Annotated in this window: 20 protein-coding genes, 1 rRNA gene and 1 riboswitch; of the genes, 6 read left to right on the top strand and 15 right to left on the bottom strand. The window is 38.2% G+C overall.

Annotated elements, in window-relative coordinates; translation table 11 throughout:
• Window positions 1-6: 6 nt before the first annotated feature.
• The 6 genes from I573_RS11095 to I573_RS11120 form a co-directional block, all read right to left on the bottom strand.
• Complete coding sequence (locus I573_RS11095; RefSeq protein ID WP_016186286.1) at window positions 7-786, bottom strand: phosphotransferase family protein; 780 nt, start codon at window positions 784-786, stop codon at window positions 7-9.
• A gap of 94 nt (window positions 787-880) precedes the next feature.
• The gene (locus tag I573_RS11100) at window positions 881-2,101 is read right to left on the bottom strand and encodes an ABC transporter permease (protein ID WP_016186285.1); all 1,221 of its coding nucleotides are present in this window, start codon (window positions 2,099-2,101) and stop codon (window positions 881-883) included.
• A 2-nt stretch (window positions 2,102-2,103) separates the two neighbouring features.
• The gene (locus tag I573_RS11105) at window positions 2,104-2,832 is read right to left on the bottom strand and encodes an ABC transporter ATP-binding protein (RefSeq protein WP_016186284.1); all 729 of its coding nucleotides are present in this window, start codon (window positions 2,830-2,832) and stop codon (window positions 2,104-2,106) included.
• A gap of 118 nt (window positions 2,833-2,950) precedes the next feature.
• Window positions 2,951-4,831: an ABC transporter ATP-binding protein gene (locus I573_RS11110; protein WP_016186283.1), complete on the bottom strand. Its 1,881-nt coding sequence runs from the start codon at window positions 4,829-4,831 to the stop codon at window positions 2,951-2,953.
• Window positions 4,828-6,555 (bottom strand): ABC transporter ATP-binding protein, encoded by a 1,728-nt coding sequence (locus tag I573_RS11115; RefSeq protein ID WP_016186282.1) that lies wholly within the window; start codon window positions 6,553-6,555, stop codon window positions 4,828-4,830. The genes I573_RS11110 and I573_RS11115 overlap by 4 nt, the downstream gene beginning before the upstream one ends.
• Entirely contained in the window at window positions 6,548-7,210 is a 663-nt protein-coding gene (locus I573_RS11120; protein ID WP_016186281.1) for a TetR/AcrR family transcriptional regulator, read from the bottom strand. The genes I573_RS11115 and I573_RS11120 overlap by 8 nt, the downstream gene beginning before the upstream one ends.
• 184 nt (window positions 7,211-7,394) lie before the next feature.
• On the opposite strand from I573_RS11120, the gene def reads away from it, so the two are divergent.
• Window positions 7,395-7,961, top strand: a complete 567-nt coding sequence (gene def / locus I573_RS11125) for a peptide deformylase (protein WP_016186280.1) — start codon at window positions 7,395-7,397, stop codon at window positions 7,959-7,961.
• Between the two features lie 57 nt (window positions 7,962-8,018).
• On the top strand, window positions 8,019-8,972 hold the full coding sequence (locus tag I573_RS11130) for a dipeptidase (protein ID WP_016186279.1): 954 nt from the start codon (window positions 8,019-8,021) through the stop codon (window positions 8,970-8,972).
• Window positions 8,973-9,013: 41 nt separating this feature from the next.
• On the opposite strand, the gene I573_RS11135 is transcribed toward I573_RS11130, so the two are convergent.
• Together I573_RS11135 and I573_RS11140 are read right to left on the bottom strand one after the other, a co-directional pair.
• Window positions 9,014-9,538 carry a transcription repressor NadR gene (locus I573_RS11135; RefSeq protein ID WP_016186278.1) on the bottom strand — a complete coding sequence of 175 codons (525 nt, stop codon included), beginning with the start codon at window positions 9,536-9,538 and terminating at the stop codon, window positions 9,014-9,016.
• Window positions 9,535-10,377, bottom strand: a complete 843-nt coding sequence (locus I573_RS11140) for a chorismate mutase (protein ID WP_016186277.1) — start codon at window positions 10,375-10,377, stop codon at window positions 9,535-9,537. Before I573_RS11140 ends, I573_RS11135 begins: the two co-directional genes overlap by 4 nt.
• Before the next feature lie 168 nt (window positions 10,378-10,545).
• Between I573_RS11140 and I573_RS11145 the strand changes: the two genes are divergently transcribed.
• From I573_RS11145 to brnQ, 4 genes are all read left to right on the top strand, one after another.
• Entirely contained in the window at window positions 10,546-10,848 is a 303-nt protein-coding gene (locus tag I573_RS11145) for a hypothetical protein (protein WP_016186276.1), read from the top strand.
• Between the two features lie 118 nt (window positions 10,849-10,966).
• Window positions 10,967-11,139: riboswitch (Lysine riboswitch) on the top strand.
• Window positions 11,140-11,249: 110 nt separating this feature from the next.
• Window positions 11,250-12,827, top strand: coding sequence for an ABC transporter permease subunit (locus I573_RS11150; RefSeq protein ID WP_016186275.1), 1,578 nt, complete (start codon window positions 11,250-11,252; stop codon window positions 12,825-12,827).
• A 10-nt stretch (window positions 12,828-12,837) separates the two neighbouring features.
• Window positions 12,838-13,572, top strand: a complete 735-nt coding sequence (locus I573_RS11155; RefSeq protein ID WP_016186274.1) for an amino acid ABC transporter ATP-binding protein — start codon at window positions 12,838-12,840, stop codon at window positions 13,570-13,572.
• 132 nt (window positions 13,573-13,704) lie between these two features.
• Window positions 13,705-15,051 carry a branched-chain amino acid transport system II carrier protein gene (brnQ, locus tag I573_RS11160; RefSeq protein WP_016186273.1) on the top strand — a complete coding sequence of 449 codons (1,347 nt, stop codon included), beginning with the start codon at window positions 13,705-13,707 and terminating at the stop codon, window positions 15,049-15,051.
• A 171-nt stretch (window positions 15,052-15,222) separates the two neighbouring features.
• Here brnQ and I573_RS11165 read toward each other — a convergent pair whose 3' ends face one another.
• From I573_RS11165 to rrf, 7 genes are all read right to left on the bottom strand, one after another.
• Window positions 15,223-15,594, bottom strand: coding sequence for a hypothetical protein (locus I573_RS11165; RefSeq protein WP_016186272.1), 372 nt, complete (start codon window positions 15,592-15,594; stop codon window positions 15,223-15,225).
• A 14-nt stretch (window positions 15,595-15,608) separates the two neighbouring features.
• Complete coding sequence (locus I573_RS11170; protein WP_016186271.1) at window positions 15,609-16,061, bottom strand: low molecular weight protein-tyrosine-phosphatase; 453 nt, start codon at window positions 16,059-16,061, stop codon at window positions 15,609-15,611.
• Between the two features lie 4 nt (window positions 16,062-16,065).
• Entirely contained in the window at window positions 16,066-16,632 is a 567-nt protein-coding gene (locus I573_RS11175; protein ID WP_016186270.1) for a TetR/AcrR family transcriptional regulator, read from the bottom strand.
• Between the two features lie 11 nt (window positions 16,633-16,643).
• Window positions 16,644-17,642, bottom strand: a complete 999-nt coding sequence (gene ruvB, locus I573_RS11180) for a Holliday junction branch migration DNA helicase RuvB (protein ID WP_016186269.1) — start codon at window positions 17,640-17,642, stop codon at window positions 16,644-16,646.
• 15 nt (window positions 17,643-17,657) lie between these two features.
• Window positions 17,658-18,260: a Holliday junction branch migration protein RuvA gene (ruvA, locus tag I573_RS11185; RefSeq protein ID WP_016186268.1), complete on the bottom strand. Its 603-nt coding sequence runs from the start codon at window positions 18,258-18,260 to the stop codon at window positions 17,658-17,660.
• A gap of 83 nt (window positions 18,261-18,343) precedes the next feature.
• Complete coding sequence (msrB, locus tag I573_RS11190; RefSeq protein ID WP_016186267.1) at window positions 18,344-18,772, bottom strand: peptide-methionine (R)-S-oxide reductase MsrB; 429 nt, start codon at window positions 18,770-18,772, stop codon at window positions 18,344-18,346.
• 126 nt (window positions 18,773-18,898) lie between these two features.
• Window positions 18,899-19,014: ribosomal RNA gene (gene rrf / locus I573_RS11195) — 5S ribosomal RNA — on the bottom strand.
• Window positions 19,015-19,082 lie beyond the last annotated feature (68 nt).

Genomic DNA, 19,082 nt, shown 5'->3' on the forward strand with positions numbered 1-19,082 from the left:
AACTCTTTATCCACGATAAATTCGCTTCAACTGTAAAATTGCCGCATTCATTTGCTTTGTTTCATTTCGCAATGCGTATTTTTTTATTTCTTCTAATAAGTTTAATAGTGCATACCAATATACTTTTTCTAAAAAAACTGGTTCTGGTTGGATTCCATAACTAACCAACCACCGACTCCATAATGATGTGGGAACATAGTGTCCTAATACTGTAGCAATATCATAAGCCGGATCTGCAAACATAATCGAATCCCAATCCACCAAGTATAAATAATTTTCGCAAACTAACCAATTGCGACAATGGACATCGCCATGCACTACTGTTTTCTCATCAGCCTTAAACACCGGCAAATATGTCGTTAAGTATTCTTGCACCATAATTAAAAAACTATGTGTCGCAAGCTCTGAAGGCAATTCATGTGTATAGGCATCGAGCATTTGTCGTGGTGATCGGGTCTGTCCTCCGATTTTTGTCAGAATATCTTTTAATGAATTAGAATGATGCAAATGATACAACACGTCGATGACATCATTTCGTTCGCCGATTTCATCCGCAGTCAGCAACCGACCTTCTAACCATTCTTGAGCTGATAATGTATCGCCATTTCCAACTCGCTTTGTCCAAACTAGTTTAGGGGTGATCCCTTCTTTGGATAACGCAGCCAACATGGGCGTCGTATTTCGTTTGATAAAGACTTTATCGTCGGCCCGTATACCAATATATGCTTTTCCAGTATCGCCTTTGATCGGCTGTAGATCCCAATCGTTATCAATACGAATATCCATCGAACTTCTCTCCTTAAATTAACAGTACTTCCTATTCTAGTCGCCCAAGTAGCCAACGTCAAGCAAATCTCATCTTCCATGAAAAACTGTCTCATTAAGGATTCATTTTTGCCATTTTTTTCAAACGTTGTGGCACGTATACATATAAAAAGAAGAGATCAAAGGCTAAAAAGATGAATATGATGATTCCCGCTTGAGTAAGTGGCTGCATCAAGAGTACACCGATTGCAAAAACCAATGTTGCACTCATTAGAATCACCGTTAAAATCGTTCGGAATGAACGTTTTTGCATGCCTTCACTGACTGGATAGAGTTCACTCAATAACATATAACGGAAACGATGGTACATCGGGATCATTTGGAAGCCGATAAGATACAAGAATAAAACACCTAAAATCAAGACGATCCAGTATTCTTCAATAAAGTATAGCATCACACAATAGATCGCGACTAAACGAATAAATAAACCACTATACTCCGTTCCACGTACAAACTGACGGCTATACAAGTACAAATACGTATTGGATTGGATTTTTTTGATGCGTGCTAACAATACATCTGCATATTTCCGACGTCTGACCACGGCTTTGACCGCTGGAACATCGGTGAATAAATTGATAAATTGATACACCCGATACAAGCGATCTTGCTCCATGTCGATCATGACTTCCCAATCGAGTGAAGCAGTCTGTTTTTTCCACGTGACGATGTAATACCCTACTGCAGCCAACACCCCTAAAACAAGTCCGATCAAAGGCGTCACAAAGATCCCCAAAACGATCGTCACAAAGGCATAGAGCCAAAAACTTAGTGTTAGTAGTTGTTTAGTTTTGTTTAAAATCAAAAACACTCGTGCTTGTTGGACCAATAAATGACTCCATTTTAAGCTCCACATCATGAGCAACAAAATAAAAAACTGACTGAATCCTTTGGCCGTAGATACCGCATATAACGGCATGACTGCTCCTACGATTAAAAATAGTCCCGCAAAAGGCACGATACATGAATACCGTAAGGCTTTTTGAAGATACGTACGCATTTGGATTTCTTTAGGTAATAAAAATAGCTGATCGGCGGGTTTCGTCAAACTGGCATAGCGCCCGAAAGTTAACACCAATACAAAAATCAAGACGACCACAAAGCGACCGATTGAAAATGGTGGCGTCAAGGTTTTTAAAAAGTTGGAGTAATATAGTCCACCTGCACCTAATAACAATGTCATCAACAACGCGAAATGATCATTGAAGACATATTTCAGATACCGCTGCATTTGTTGTTGATGTTTTTTGACTCGTTGACTAAAAAAAGCGTGCATCTTTATGCCTCCTTCGTCAAGGCTAGATATAATTCATCTAACGTCGCATGTGGCATCGCAAAAGTTTCCTGTATCTCAGCTAACGTTCCTTGAGCTCTAATTTGACCGTTGTGCAACAAGATAAAGCGATCGCAATACCGTTCAGCCGTTGCTAAAACGTGTGTTGACATCAAGATCGACGCTCCATTTTGCTTCATTTCATACATCAATTCTAATAAAGCATGAATCGCTAGCGGGTCCAATCCTAAAAAAGGCTCATCAATGATATATAAACTCGGCTCGATTAAAAAGGCACATAAGATCATGACTTTTTGTTTCATTCCTTTAGAAAAATTTGCTGGAAACCAATCCAAACGTTTTTCTAAACGAAAAAGCGTCAATAGTTTTTCTGCTCGGTTCATCGCTTCTTCAAGTGGTAGATCATACGCCATCGCTGTAATTTCAATATGTTCTCTTAAAGTTAATTCTTCATATAAAGTTGGGGTTTCTGGAATAAAGCCAATTTTTTTACGATACGCTTCAGGGTCGGCTTCTAAAGTTAATCCATCGATTTCGATCGTTCCTTTAGTAGGACGTAAAAGGCCAATAATTTCTTTGATCGTTGTGCTTTTTCCCGCACCGTTTAATCCAATTAAGCCGACTAACTCTCCTTTGTTCAATTCGAAAGATAGATCTTTTAAAACAGGCATTTGATTGTACCCACCTGTAATATTTTTTACACTTAAGGTCATGTTCGTTCCTCCTTTGAATAGCTTATTATACCATGCTCTAAAAAAAATGGGGATGTGACAAAAGTCTGTCACATCCCCTAACGGTGTTCCAGAAGTAGTTCCTGTCACAGCCTCATTTTTACGCTACTTCTTCATTAAATTGACTATTGTATAGATCGGCATAGAAGCCATTTTTCGCCATCAATTCATCATGGTTCCCGGTTTCGACAATATCGCCGTGATTCATCACAATGATATTGTCCGCATCACGAATCGTCGACAAGCGGTGAGCGACTACGAAACTTGTCCGATTTTCTAATAAGCGATTCATCGCTTGTTGGATCAAGACTTCTGTTCTCGTATCGACTGAACTTGTCGCTTCATCTAAAATCAAGACATCTGGATTAGCTAAAAAGGCCCGAGCGATCGTAATCAATTGACGTTGCCCTTGGGAGATGTTACTTGCATCTTCATTTAAGACAGTGTCATAGCCATCTGGTAATTTACGAACAAAATCATCCACATGGGCTGCTTTAGTTGCGGCATAGACTTGTTCGTCGGTCGCTTTTTCATTCCCATATTTGATATTATCTAAAATACTCCCCGTAAATAACCACGTATCTTGTAAGACCATCGAGAAGTGTTCACGTAATTCTGTTCTTGGAATATCACGGGTATCTTTTCCATCATAACGGATACTACCACCAGTGATATCATAAAAACGTTCCAATAAATTGATCATCGTCGTTTTCCCTGCTCCAGTAGGTCCAACGATTGCGACCATTTCACCTGGTTTGACATCCAAATTAAAATCAGTCATCAATAATTGATCAGGCTGATAACCAAATTGAACATTTTTAAAGCGGACTTTATACTCACTTTCTTCGATCGGTGCATTGACGGCTTGATCTTCCATCTCAGGTTCATCTAAGACTTCGAAAATTCGTTCTGCTGAGGCGATCGTTGATTGGATCGTATTGATCAAGCTCGCAATTTGGGTGATTGGTTGTGAAAATTGGCTCGTATATTGTAAGAACGCTTGAACATCCCCTAGATTCATATTCCCGTTGGCTACTTTGATCCCACCCAAAACGGCTACAAAGACATAACCTAAGTTTTTAACAAAATTCATCAATGGAATAATGATCGCTGAGATAAATTGGGCTTTCCAACCGGCTTGATACAATTTTTCATTTTCAATTTCAAAGACTTTTTGATCGGCTGCTTCATGATTAAAGACTTTAACCACAGTATGGCCACCATATGTTTCTTCGACTTGATTGTTTAATAGTCCCAAGCTTTTTTGTTGTGCCGCAAAATATTTTTGTGATTTTGGTGCGACGATCATCACGACAACTAAACTTAAAGGTACAGTTGCTAATGCCACAAGCGTGAGTTGCCAACTGATCGTCAACATCATCCACAATACACCAATAAACGTTACCACACTGGTCACAAGTTGCGTTAAGTTTTGTTGGAGCGTACTGGCGATATTATCCATATCATTGATCGCACGTGACATGATATCTCCATTACTATGGGTATCATAGTAAGAAATCGGCATCCGGTGCATTTTCTCTTCTAATTCACGGCGCAATTGATAGACTGTACGTTGTGAAACGCGAGTCATAATAAACTGTTGCAAAAAGTTGAAGACCGCTGAGAAAAGATACAAGACGACAACGATTCCAATGATTTGAGCGATTTTATCAAAATCGATTGGGAAGGTCGTCACTTTTTCACCTTTTTGAAGCAGTTGAACCCCTTTCATGACCCCTTTAAAAATTTCCGTCGTCGCTTCCCCTAAAATTTTAGGTGTTTGGATTTGGAAGACGACCGAAGCGATCGCTAAAATCAAAACGAATAGGATTGCCCACATTTTTTTTGATAAATAACGAAACAAACGGAACGTAGTTTTTTTGAAATTTTTCGGTTTTTCTACGGCTTTTCCAATTCCACGACCAGGTCCGCCGCCAGGTCTTCCCATGCTTGGGCCTTTTGCTGGTTGTTTTTCGCTCATGCAAGATCCTCCTCTCGTAATTGTGAATGGACGATTTCTTGGTACGTTTCATTGGTATCTAATAACTCTTGATGCGTGCCAAGTCCTACCACATTTCCTTCATCTAACACTAAAATTTTATCGGCATCAATCACGGTACTCACGCGTTGTGCCACGATCACTAAAATACTGTCTGTCATTTCTTCTTTTAATACTGTTCGTAACTTCGCATCGGTTTTAAAATCCAGCGCTGAAAATGAATCATCGAATACATAAAGATCAGCTTGTTTCACTAAGGCACGGGCGATTGCTAAACGTTGACGTTGCCCACCAGAAAAGTTTCCGCCACCTTGTTCCACGCGACTATCCAGCCCATCTGGTAGTTCTTTAACAAAATCTTCTGCCTGTGCGATGCGTAAAGCTTCCCAGATGACTTCATCACTAGCCTCAGCATCGCCATATTTCATATTTTCACGAATCGTACCGGAAAACAACACGGCTTTTTGTGGAACAAATCCAATCAGATCACGTAAATTTGCTTGAGTGATCGTCGTAATATCCTTCCCATTTAATTTGATCGTACCTGAAGCTAGATCATAAAGACGTGGGATCAAATTAATCAACGTCGTTTTCCCAGAACCAGTTCCGCCAATGATCGCTAAGGTCTCACCTGATTTCACATGGAAATTCACGTCATGAAGAGCTAAATTTTCAGCACCTTTAAAACGATAGTCGACATGATCAAAGTCTAAAGTTGCATTGGTTTTAGCTAAAGACAAGGTTTGTGGACTTGTTGGATCTTTGATTTCATCGATTTCATCTAATACTTCATTGATGCGATCAGCTGATGCTTGTGCTCTTGGTACCATTACAAAAATTACCGTCAACATCATGAAACTCATTAAAATTTGCATTGCATACGTCATAAAGGCAATTAAATTTCCGACTTCTAATGTTTGATCAGCAATATAGTGTCCACCAAACCATGTGATCGCAATATTGGTTCCACTCATGATCAATGTCATGATCGGCATCATAACAGATACGATCGTATTGACTTTGATCGCCGTATTCGTATAGTCTTTATTCGCTTCTTCAAAACGGGCTTCTTCGTATCCTTGTTTATTAAAAGCACGAATCACCCGTACGCCGGTCAATCCTTCACGAAACACTAAATTTAAACGGTCCGTTTTCTTTTGCATGCTCTTAAATAAAGGAACAGCAAAATACATCACGATTCCGATAACAGCGGCAATGATTGGAATCACCACTAAAAAGATCTTCGTTAATTGAGGATCTTTTTGATACGCCAAGATGCTGGCTCCAATCAACGTAATCGGCGCATTGATCATCATTCGTAAAAACATTTGGGTGACCAATTGAACTTGGTTGATATCATTGGTCGTACGTGTGATCAAAGAAGAGGTCCCAAAATGATCAAACGAACGTGTTGATGCATTTTCGACTTTGCGATACACATCTGTTCGTAATTCTCTTCCTAATTTTTGTGCTTCACGTGTGGCAAAGAAAGTATTTCCGACTGCCGCAATAATACTGATGACAGAAAATCCCATCATTAAAAACCCAGTATTCCAAATGTAGTCGATATCACCTTTGGCTACACCATTATTAATAATATTTGATGTCAGTGTCGGCAAGTATAAATCTGAAAAAACTTGAATAAACATAAAAATTACAGCTAATAAGGCTGAAATATAGGATACTCGTTTGACTACTTTAAGCATTTTCTCGCTCCTTTCGTTGGACTCCATTTTTAATCCAATTGATCTTTAAATAAAATTTTTCATACACTTGTTCTAGTTCATAATTTGGTTGTTCAAATTGTTGTACTTGTGCTTCTGAAATTGTAGACATCGTAATCTGCATCAGCAATTGAAACAACAATTTGAGCTCATCTGTCGAGTTCAACATCAATTTAGAACTATCAATCATCTCTAGCAGTTCATTTTTTTCTTTTTGATGAGCATCACGTTGCTGTCTACGATTTTTTTCCCATTCTGGTGTCACACGTTTAAATTCACGATAATCCATATTCATAAATAGGTTTTTGTAAAAGAGTGCGTGCTCACCTTCAAATATTTCAGGTACTAATTTTGAGAAATAATCATTGATTCCTAAAAATAGATCACCTTTAGCCGTTTTAATAGATTCAATCAAATCGCGCTTACTATTTTGTCGTAAAGATTGAAAATAATAAAAATAAAGATCTTCTTTATCCGCAAAATATTGATAAAAACTTCCTCTAGGGATCTCAGCAATCTTGATTACGTTGGCGATCGAAGCCTCTTTTAAAGATGCTCTTGAAAATTCGATTCGTGCAGCATCGATAATTCGTGCTTGTTTTTCCTTGGGTAAGTTTAAAAAAGTGTCTGTTGGCATTTCGTCCCTCCTTTACAAACATGACATACCGTCATATGACATAGTGTCATTATACGCTGATTCAAAAAAAAGGCAACTCATAACTATTGTATTTTTCAAACTTTTTCCAACCGTCCTTTTTTCACAGAAATCCCAAATTATGGTACACTAAACGAGAAATGAGCAAAAGGAGCTGACATTCTTAATGTTAACAATGAAAGATATTATCCGCGAAGGCAATCCAACATTGCGTGAAGTCGCAGCCGAAGTTGAATTTCCTTTAAGTGATGCAGAAAAAAAAATCGGAAATGATATGTTGGAATTTTTAGCCAACAGCCAAGACCCAGAAAAAGCAGAAGAATTAGAATTACGCGGTGGTGTTGGACTAGCTGCCCCACAGATCGATGTCAAAAAACGTATGATCGCCGTTTTGGTTCCCTCTATGGATCCTGAAAATCCGGATGTACCTGAATTTAGCGGAGTACTCTATAATCCTAAAATCGTCAGTCATTCCGTACAAGATGCTTGTTTAGGTGATGGTGAAGGATGTTTATCGGTCGATCGTGATGTACCTGGTTATGTCGTGCGCCATGCACGTATCACATTAAGCTATCAAGATGAAACAGGTGAAACCCATAAAGTACGTTTAAAAAACTATCCGGCAATTGTCGTTCAACACGAAATCGACCATCTAAATGGCGTGATGTTTTATGACCATATCAATAGTAAAAATCCATTTGAATTAAAAGATGGTGTACTTATTTTAGACTAAATCTATCCAAATGCTCCTTATATAAAAGGAGCATTTTTTTATAAAGGAGAATTATCCATGATCGACTTACATTGCGATACGATTTTAAAAATCTATGAACACCCTGAAACATCGCTTTACGAAAATCCTTTTCAACTTGATTTGATCCGTTTGAAAAAAAGTATTATCGATGTGCAGCAGTTTGCTTTATTTGTAGAACTATCCCAAACAACTGCGCCCTATGCCTATTATCAAAAGTTACTTGCTTGTTTTAACCAACAAATGGCGCAATTTAATGAGTGGATCACGCCCTTTACGACGTATGATCAATACCTTAAATTGAAAGAAAACAATCAACTTGCTGCTTTATTAACGGTAGAAGAAGGCGCAACACTAGAAGGAAAGTTAGAACATTTAACTCAAATGTACGAAGATGGAGTACGCTTATTAACTTTGATGTGGAATTTTGAAAATGAGATCGGCTATCCAAGCGCCTTGTACGAATCACATGATGGACAATTGAGTCACACTAGCCAACAAGGACTAAAACCCTTTGGCTATCAAGTTGTGGAAAAAATGAATGAGCTTGGGATGATTATTGACGTATCACATGGCTCAGACCAATTAACGCGAGACGTTTTAGCGATTTCTAAACAACCTATCGTAGCGAGCCACTCCAATTGTCGAGCACTTTGTCCACATTATCGTAATTTGCCTGATGATCTCATCAAAAAAATTGCCAATCAAGGTGGACTGATTGGATTGAATTACTTTGAAACCTTCATTCGATTTAACGATGAAACACTCCTCGATCAATTATGCCGCCACGCACTTCATTTAAAAACCGTTGGTGGTCTTGAATGTCTAGCCTTGGGATCTGATTTTGATGGTATTCCAACACATCCTGAATTAAAAGATGTTACTATTGTGGAGCAATTTATCGATCGCTTAACACACTTTGGATTTACAGCGCGCGAATTAGATTATCTTGGAGAAAAAAATGTAACTCGGCTCTATCGTGAGATTTTGTAACAAAAAAACAGTTGCCCTTCTAAAAGGACAACTTTTTTTTGTTATTCTACTTCATTTTCACTAAATAAAAAGCCTCGTGTTGCCAATGCTTGTTTAGCTGCTCTTAAATCTGCTTCATCTTGATAGCGAATCGTATGTAAATGTACGCCATTTGTTAGATTGGATAATAATTTCTCTTTTGATTGATGGTATTTCTCAACAAAATCGTGTGCATCTTCCATTGAAGTGATTTCGAGCGGACTTTGAATCTCCCCATAAATCGCATGATCTACCATGACATTGATCACATCAATATGATGTGTCACAAAAATCGTCAATTCGTCTAGGACTTCTTCTGGCGTATGGCATACAGCAATCGTTACTTCTTTACCTGTAGTGGCATGCTCTAATAAATATCCACGCGCTGTCGCAATAATCTCATGACCGCTCGCTCGAAGTAAGGCAATATCTCCCACAATAATCTGACGACTCACAACAAAACGTTTAGCAAAACGACTGGCACTGATAGGCTGTTGTGCCTGACCTAAACTTTCCAAGATCAAAGCACGTCTTTCTTCACCCTTCATTTTTCTTCACGCTCCATATGTTGTTGTTGATACTCACGTGACCGTTTCATGATATCTTCAAAAGTTTGCTCAATCGTTGCTTGATAATCAAGATTGGATAATGCTTTACGAACATTTTCTAGTACTTTTTCTTCACGTGATTCATCAAATACAGCGGTTTTTTGTGTTTTTTTGATCGTTACGATTTGCTTTACAGCGTCCATACGTTCTTCCAATAAACGCGCGATTTTTTGATCGATTTCATCAATTTTGGCACGATAGAATGGCAGTGAATCTGTTGGTTCTTCTTCCCCTAGTTCACGGATAATTTGGGCGGGATTTCCAGCAATCACGACATTATCAGGAAATGATTTTGTCACGACGCTTCCAGCACCGACGACGACATTATCGCCTAATGTCACACCAGCTAATAATGTTGCGCCTCCCCCGATCCAAGCATTGTCGCCAACAGTGATTGGTGAACCATCTTCTAAACCGCTATTTCGTTTTACTGGATTTAAAGGATGAGTTGCCGTGTAAAGTTTAACATTTGGACCAAGCATACAATTATCACCAAACGTAATCGGACAAACATCTAAAAATACGGTATCGAAATTTGCATAAAAGTTTTTCCCAACAAAAATATTATAGCCGTAATCAAAGCGTACGTTAGGTTCCATATAAATACGGTTGGCTACTTGGCCAAACGTTTCTTTTAGTAGTTGTTCACGAATCGCACTGTCTGTCTCATAATTGATCAAGCGCATCTGTTCTCTCGCAAACGTGCGATCTGCGACTAGTTCTGGGTCTGCTGAAAAATATAATTCTCCGGCAATCATTTTTTCTTTTTCGGATTTCATAAAATCTCCTCCTACTGCTCTTTTCTACTATTTTAAGTATACTATACCCATACATTTAGTAAAAAGGATATGGGAAATTTTTCTCTTCTTTTTCTCATCGAAGAGTTCATGACATTTTTCACAATTAATGGTACAATAAGTGCGACAAACAAAGTGAGGTGAAATTTGATGTTAGCTCCTATCATTTATTGGGGATTAATCCTAGTAAACATTGCATGGTTAGTCCTAAGTATCTATTTTGGATTATTCTATTTAGTTCGTAAAGAAAATGGGAATTTATGGGTTTTTGCAGCTTTAAATGTCCTTTCAATCATCGTTTTAGAAATTATGTTATTGGTTTACCATACGTGGGGTTGGGGAATTACCCAATACTCAAATTTAGTTTACACGATCATGATCGTGTTAGGTGTCGTAACCATTTTACAAGCGATCTTAGGTCGTGAACCAAAATTGACACCGGCTACAAAGTAAAGATAAAGATGCTCTTCACAAGGAATTTCTTAAAGAAATTCCTTTTTTTTCATTGACTTTTCAGCAAAAATTGACTATCATACCTAATGATGAAGAACTAAATAAGAATTACCTTCAACATTGAGGTAGAGGTCGCGTGAGTCATTAATCCTGTCGAGTGGAGCAACACAAAGAAGCAGGCCTAGGGAGTCACGCCGAAATCAAAAGAGAGTTGCTTCTTTTTTTTGATTGGGGCGCAAATCAATAATTTGCGAACTGTCTTAGCATTTGCTAAGTTGCGCTATGTTTTGTGAGAGGTTTGTATCCAATACAGCCGCTTTCCAATCATGGGAATGCGGCTGTTTTTTTGTTGTCGGTAGTTCATTTGGTTGTTTACTAAAAGAAAGGATGCGTTACAACCTATGAAAAAGAAAGTGTTTCTCCCATTAATTCTTGCCTTGTTTGCCATAATTGGTTTTATGCCGCAAGCACATGCAGATGATCAAACGTCATCTGATGAGTTTCGCGTTGGAATGGAAGCTGCCTATGCTCCATTCAACTGGACGCAAACATCGCCTGGACCACATACTGTGGAATTATCCAAACAAAAATATGTCGGAGGGTATGATGTTTCGATCGCCCAAATCATCGCGGATAAATTAGGTAAAAAATTGGTCGTTGTCCCAACACAATGGGATGGTTTAGTCCCTGCTTTACAATCGGGTAAAATCGATGCGATCATCGCCGGTATGTCTCCTACTGAAGAACGTCGTAAACAAATCGACTTTACCGATCCTTACTACGAATCACAATTTGTTGTGATCGTGCAAAAAGATGGAAAATATGGTAAAGCAAAAAGTTTATCTGATTTAGAAGGTGCAAAAATTACGGCACAATTAAATACATTACACTACGATTTGATCGATCAAATTCCAGGTGTTAAAAAACAGCAAGCACAAAAAGACTTTTCAGCTATGCGTGTGGCGCTAGCCTCAGGTGTTATCGATGGCTATGTGAGTGAACGTCCTGAAGGTATTACTGCTACGAATGTCAATAAAAAATTGACCATGTTAGAGTTTCCAGAAGGCCAAGGATTTAAAGCCGCAGCTGAAGATGTTCAAACTGCAATCGGACTACGTAAAGGCGATCCAGATGCTGCGAAAATCAACGAGATCTTAAGTACGATTTCTAGTGAAGAACGTACGAAATTAATGGATCAAGCGGTAAAAGAACAACCTACTGCTACTGAAGATGAGCAAACTGGATTAATTGGGACCTTTAAACAAATTATCCAACAGTATTGGAAATTATTCTTAAGTGGTGCCGCGTTAACTTTATTCATCGCCATCTTTTCAACCATTGCAGGTACGATTATTGGATTACTCGTTGGAGTATTCCGTACCTTACCTGATTCTGAAAATCCAGTTGCACGTTTCTTCCAAAAAGTATTCAATTGGTTCTTGTCCATCTATATTGAAGTTTTCCGTGGTACACCGATGATGGTACAAGCTATGGTCATCTTTTACGGATTAGCTCTTGCGTTCCAAATCGATTTGAATCGTACAGTCGCAGCGCTTTTAATCGTATCTGTGAATACTGGAGCGTATATGTCTGAAATCGTTCGTGGTGGGATTTTTGCTGTGGATAAAGGACAGTTTGAAGCCGCTCAAGCAATCGGGATGAATCATCGTCAAACAATGATGAAAGTCGTGTTGCCTCAAGTTTTGCGTAACATTTTACCTGCGATTGGAAACGAAACAGTAATCAACATCAAAGATACGGCTGTATTAAGTGTTATCAGTGTAACCGATCTATTCTTTGCTGGATCCGTTGCTTCTGGAACAAACTTACAGTTCTTCCCAACCTTTACGATTATCGGGATCATCTACTTGATCATGACGATTACAGCGACAAAACTATTACGCTTGTTTGAAAAACGCATTGACGGTCCAGATTCTTATATTAAAATGGATGATGTATTAGAAGGACAAGAAAAGTAAGGAGCTTACTATGACAGCAATTATTGAAATCAATCACTTAAAGAAAAATTTTGGTGAGAATGAAGTCTTAAAAGATATCAACGTCTCTGTTGAAAAAGGCGAAGTGTTAACGATTATCGGATCTTCTGGTTCTGGTAAATCGACTTTACTACGTTGTATCAATCTATTAGAAAAACCAACGAGTGGTGAAATCGTCTATCAAGGCGAAAATGTTCTACAAAAAGGCTATAACTTACCAAAATATCGTACTCATTTAGGGATGGTTTTCCAATCGTTTAATCTATTTAACAACATGGATGTACTCGAAAACTGTATGAGTGGACAGATCACGGTCTTAAAACGTTCTCGTGAAGAAGCGAAAAAAATAGCCTTTGAGAATCTTGAAAAAGTTGGGATGAGTCGATTTGTTTCAGCAAAACCAGCACAATTATCTGGTGGACAAAAACAACGGGTCGCTATTGCACGTTCCCTTTCAATGAATCCTGATGTGATGCTTTTTGATGAACCCACTTCAGCACTTGATCCAGAAATGGTTGGCGAAGTGTTAAAAACGATGAAAGATCTTGCTCAAACCGGGTTAACGATGGTCATTGTAACACATGAGATGCAATTTGCACGTGACGTGTCAGATCGCGTAATTTTCATGGACAAAGGGGTGATTGCTGAAGAAGGCACACCTGAAGACTTGTTTGTCAATCCAAAAGAAGACCGCACAAAAGCATTTCTATCTCGAGTATTGTCGTAAAATTTTCCACTCTCCCAATTTTAATGATTTTGGGGAGTGGTTTTTGTTTATTTTAATGGATTTCTGAAATTTATCTTGCATCACATTAGTTCTTTTGTTATTTTTACATTAGACTTTTTTAAGGAGAATATCATGAAAAAACAACTATCTATGAAAGAGTACCTCTTTTTAGGTTCACTCTTATTCGGCATGTTCTTTGGTGCTGGAAATCTAATCTTTCCAGTTCATATGGGACAAGAAGCCGGAGCAAATGTATTTTTAGCAAACTTAGGATTTTTAGTAACCGGGATCGGGCTTCCTTTTTTAGGAATTATTGCGATTGGACTATCCAAAACAAGTGGCTTATTTGAAGTAGCCATGCGTGTGAACCGTTGGTATGCGTACGTATTCACGATCTTACTTTATCTTGTCATTGGACCATTCTTCGCCCTTCCTCGCTTAGCTACCACCTCATTTGAGATTGGGATCGCACCTTTTTTATCCGATTCGATGCAAACACCGATTCTAGCTATTTTTAGTATTGCTTTCTTTTTACTTGCTTGGTTTTTTTCAAGAAAACCTTCGAATCTATTGGAATATATTGGAAAATTTTTAAATCCGATTTTCTTGATTTTACTCGCGATTTTACTAATTGTGGCATTTATTCATCCACTTGGACACGTATCCAGTGCAGCTGTTGCGCCTACTTACCAAAGCGCTCCATTTTTAACTGGGTTCACACAAGGTTACAATACTTTGGATGCACTAGCCGCATTAGCTTTTGGAATTATCGTAGTGACTACAATCAAACAACGTGGTATCACCAAACCACAACAAATTGCTACTGATACCATCAAAGCAGGATCAATCAGCATTATTTTAATGGGAATCATTTATACTTTATTAGCTTATCTAGGTACCATGAGTGTTGGGAAATTTGCTGTTAGTGAAAATGGAGGCATCGCACTCGCACAATTAGCGAATTATTATTTAGGAACATTTGGTGCGATTATTTTAGCATTGATCGTCATCGTGGCTTGTTTGAAAACAGCAGTCGGTCTAATCTCTGCGTTCTCAGAAACCTTCGTTGAATTATTCCCTTCACGATCGTACTTATTCTTTGCGACGATCGTTAGTCTTTTACCTTGTCTATTTGCAAACGTTGGCCTAACAAATATCATTACGTATTCGACACCTGTCTTATTCTTTATTTATCCTTTAGCGATTATTTTGATTTTATTAACGATCATCGATTATTTTATTCCACTATCTAGTAAGGTGTATCAAATGACGACCTACTTTACCTTGATTGCTGCCTTTTTTGATGGATTGAATGTCACACCAGATTTTATTAAAAAAAGTACGTTTGGTCACAGCCTGATTGGTTTTGCTGAATCCTACTTACCATTCTTCACTTTTGGAATGGGATGGATCGCTCCTTCAATTGTTGGACTGGTCATTGGCTTGATTTGGCATCAAACGACAAAAACAAAACATTAAAAAAACTGACTTGTAGCACATCGCTACAAGTCAGTTTTTTAATTACTTATCAAGTAATTTATCACAAAAAATTCATATTTTCTGGTTATAGTGTACTCATACCAATCAAACAACCCTAACTAACATTTTTTCATTTCTTACTCCCGCCTGCTAGAATTCTAGCAGGTTTTTTTAGGCCTCGTGCGCAGGCTTATTTGGTGGCGTGAGCGGTAATTGACTCATTTTAACGATTGAAGCTACTTCAATCATCCGTAATTGTTTCTTTGCAGTAGCCGATTTGACGATAATATGTGAACCATCTACCGTTTTATTCGCAATAAAACCGGAAATCGTCTCAAATTGAGTCGCTTTTTTCGTCTCGATATGCAAAACAACTAAGACCGATTGTGTTGCAGCAAGTTGCAGACGTTGTTTCAGTTCTTCTTGTTGAATTCTAGCAAGCACTTCATCTTCTTCGTCAGTCAAAAAACGGTTTACAAGGATTTTTGAAGAAAATGATAAGAGTTGCCCCATTTTAGTTGGTAATCTATGTTCTTTCTTCACCGTTTTTCCCTCCTTTATATGAGTGATTGTTCAAATTTAGCTAACCAGTAAGGTATTGCTTTCTTAATCAACGTTTCTGTTTCTAAAAAATCACCCGTATACCATGGATCAGGAACGTCTTGATCTTCAAATCCTTCTAAAAATAGATGGATTTTAGGCTGGCAATACCGTGGTGCTTTTTTCTTTAGATCGGCTATATTTTGATGGTCCATTCCAATAATCCAATCATACTGTTCAAAATCAGCTCGCATGATTTGTCTCGATTGCATCCCTTCACTTGAGATTTCATTAGCCCTTAAAACGGCCTGTGTCCCCTCATGAGGTGGATTTCCTGCCTCCCATGAACTTGTAGCTGCAGAATCGATTTCAATGGGTAAATCACGTTCTAAGACCGCTTTTTTCAACAGTCCTTCTGCCATTGGCGAACGACAAATATTTCCTAAACAAACAACTAAACAACGTTTCATTTTCTCACTCCTTCATTTGTTGATACAATCGGAAACAAAAAAATTCTACATCTTTCGCTAACTGAAATAACTGACCTGCAATTTCTAAAGGTGTTTCTTGATACTCTGTACGGATCCAATTTTCCAAAATACCACAACAGCCATAAGAAAAAAAGCGGCTATAAAATTGGATATCTTTTTCAGATAGTTCTCCTTCAACATCGACTTGATGAAACAATCGTGAGAAATGTTGTTCAACTAATGTGAATACATCTGCGATAAAAATATCTCGAGCTTCTTCGATAATGGTTGTATAAAATGTAGCATGTCGCTTCAAAGCTTGCAACATTTTGAGCGCTTGCTCTTCCCAATTATCGATATGTAATCCTTCTTGGTGAAGATAAATCAATGCATCTTGATCGTAAACATAGCGTAAAACACTTTGTTTGTCTTTAAAATGATAATAAAACGTTTGACGATTGATTTGAGCAAGTTGCGCGACTTGTTGAATACTAACTTGTCGATAGCCTACTTGCTCACAGGCAATAATAAAACTTTCTTTGATTTTTTGTTTTGTTGCACTCGCTCGCATAAGCGTACTCCTTACTGTTCTGGATAGGGATATCCAAAGTGTTCATAAGCAAAAGCTGTAACGACTCTTCCTCTAGCCGTTCGTTTTAAAAAGCCACGTTGGATCAAATAAGGCTCATACATATCTTCAACAGTTTCTGTCTCTTCCCCTATATTGACTGCGATAGTACTCAATCCAACGGGACCACCTTGATAACTCTCAATCATAGAACGCAACAACTTCTGATCGATATAGTCTAATCCTGCATGATCGACTTGTAGCAACGTTAAAGCTTGATCTGCTATTTCTTTTGTAATCATACCATCCGATTGGACTTGTGCAAAATCGCGTACTCGTTTTAATAAGCGATTGGCGATTCTGGGGGTTCCTCTAGAACGCCTAGCTAACTCAATTGCTCCTTCTGCTAAAATATTTGTTTCAAAAATATCTGCTGATCGCAATACGATTTCCGTTAGTTCTTGTTCAGTGTAGTATTGCATATGACTAATAATTCCAAATCGATCTCTCAATGGTGCCGATAACATCCCTGCACGAGTCGTCGCGCCAATCAACGTGAAAGGAGGGAGTGGAAAATGGACAGGATGCGCTGTAGGTCCTTGCCCAATCATAATATCAACAAAAAAGTCTTCCATAGCAGAATAAAGCATTTCTTCTGCTACTCGTGGCAAGCGGTGAATCTCATCGATAAATAAGACATCTCCAGGTTCTAACTCGTTCAACAATGCCACTAAGTCACCAGGTTTATCGATTGCTGGTCCACTTGCTGTACGTAATTGTACGCCCATCTCATTTGCAATGACAGCAGCCATTGTCGTTTTTCCCAATCCCGGAGGACCATACAATAAAACGTGATCTAATGCTTCTTCACGATTTTTCGCTGCTTTAATATAAATTTCTAATTCGTGTTTTACTTTTTCTTGTCCAATATACTGTGCTAGCCACTGAGGACGTAATGTTTTTTCGATAGTATTTTCTTCAGGAAGTGAGTCTCCAGAAACCATTCTTTCCATATTTTCCCTCCTCTCTTACTTTTTCATCAATAATTTCAATGCTAGACGAAGATATTCATCCGTTGTGAGCATTCCTTGTTGCTTCAATTCTTTTTCGACTCGTTTGATCTCTTTATCTGAATAGCCCAATGCTTTTAAGGCAGCTAAAGCTTCAGATAATGCTAAGCTATCTGTTTCAAATAAGGGCATAGATAATTCTCCTTGCAACTCGCCAGACAGATTGCCAACTTTTCCCTTTAAATCCAGAATCATTTGTTGAGCGGTTTTTTTACCTACTCCAGGAAACTTAGTTAAATACCCCACATCATCGTGTTCTACAGCAAAAATAAGCCCCTCATGGTCTTCATTGGCCATGATTGCTAAAGCACTCTTAGGCCCGATACCTGAGACACCTAATAATTTTAAAAATAATAATTTTTCTTCTAGTCGTGAAAATCCATATAATGTATGTGCATCCTCACGAATAGCTAAATATATGTATACCGTAATTTCTTGTTCCAATGATCCAGAATACCGATAGGGGTTCCCCATCGAAATTTGATACCCAATTCCAGCATTTTCCAACACAATATAACCTGGGTGGATTGCCATCACTTTTCCTTTAATATATTCGTACATAAACGTTCCTTTCTGTACATATGTTCCCTTAATTGTATCATATTTAAAGTTAAAAAAAAAGAAATGACAAAGTCATCTCTTTTTTATTCAACTAAAGATTTATATTTGCCGTATCCTTTTTCGTCCATTTCAGCATAAGGGATAAACTTTAAAGCTGCAGAATTGATGCAGTAACGTAATCCTCCTAATTCTTGAGGTCCATCAGTAAAGACATGTCCCAGATGAGAATCTGCTTCTTTACTTCTGACTTCTGTACGGATCATTCCAAATGTTCGATCTTTTTTTTCATCGATTTGTTCTTTTTCAATCGGTTTAGAAAATGCAGGCCATCCACATCCTGCATCGTATTTATCTGTGGAAGCAAATAAAGGTGTACCATCTACGATATCTACATATATTCCTTTTTCGTAAAAGTCATCGTATTCTCCAGTAAACGGACGCTCTGTAGCATTTTCTTGTGTGACAGCATATTGAATATCAGTTAGTTTATGTTTCAATTCATCTTTGTTCATAAAAAACGCTCCCCTCTATCTCTATACTAACATTCTACAGAGAAATACCAGAAAGTCCATTAGAACGGATTCAATTTAACAATTCGTTAACTAAAAAAAGCAAGAGCCTCAGCTCTTGCTTTACTTGCATGGCGACGTCCTACTCTCACAAAGGGAAACCCTTCACTACAATCGGCGCTAAGAAGCTTAACTTCTGTGTTCGGCATGGGAACAGGTGTGTCCTTCTCGCTATCGCCACCACACTATGGTGAGTTATTCACTCAAAACTGGATTGAAGTACTTCATCAAAACTCGTCGAGTTTTTTCATTT

Origin of the sequence: Enterococcus sulfureus ATCC 49903 (genome assembly GCF_000407605.1) — a bacterium.
Lineage (GTDB): Bacteria > Bacillota > Bacilli > Lactobacillales > Enterococcaceae > Enterococcus_G > Enterococcus_G sulfureus.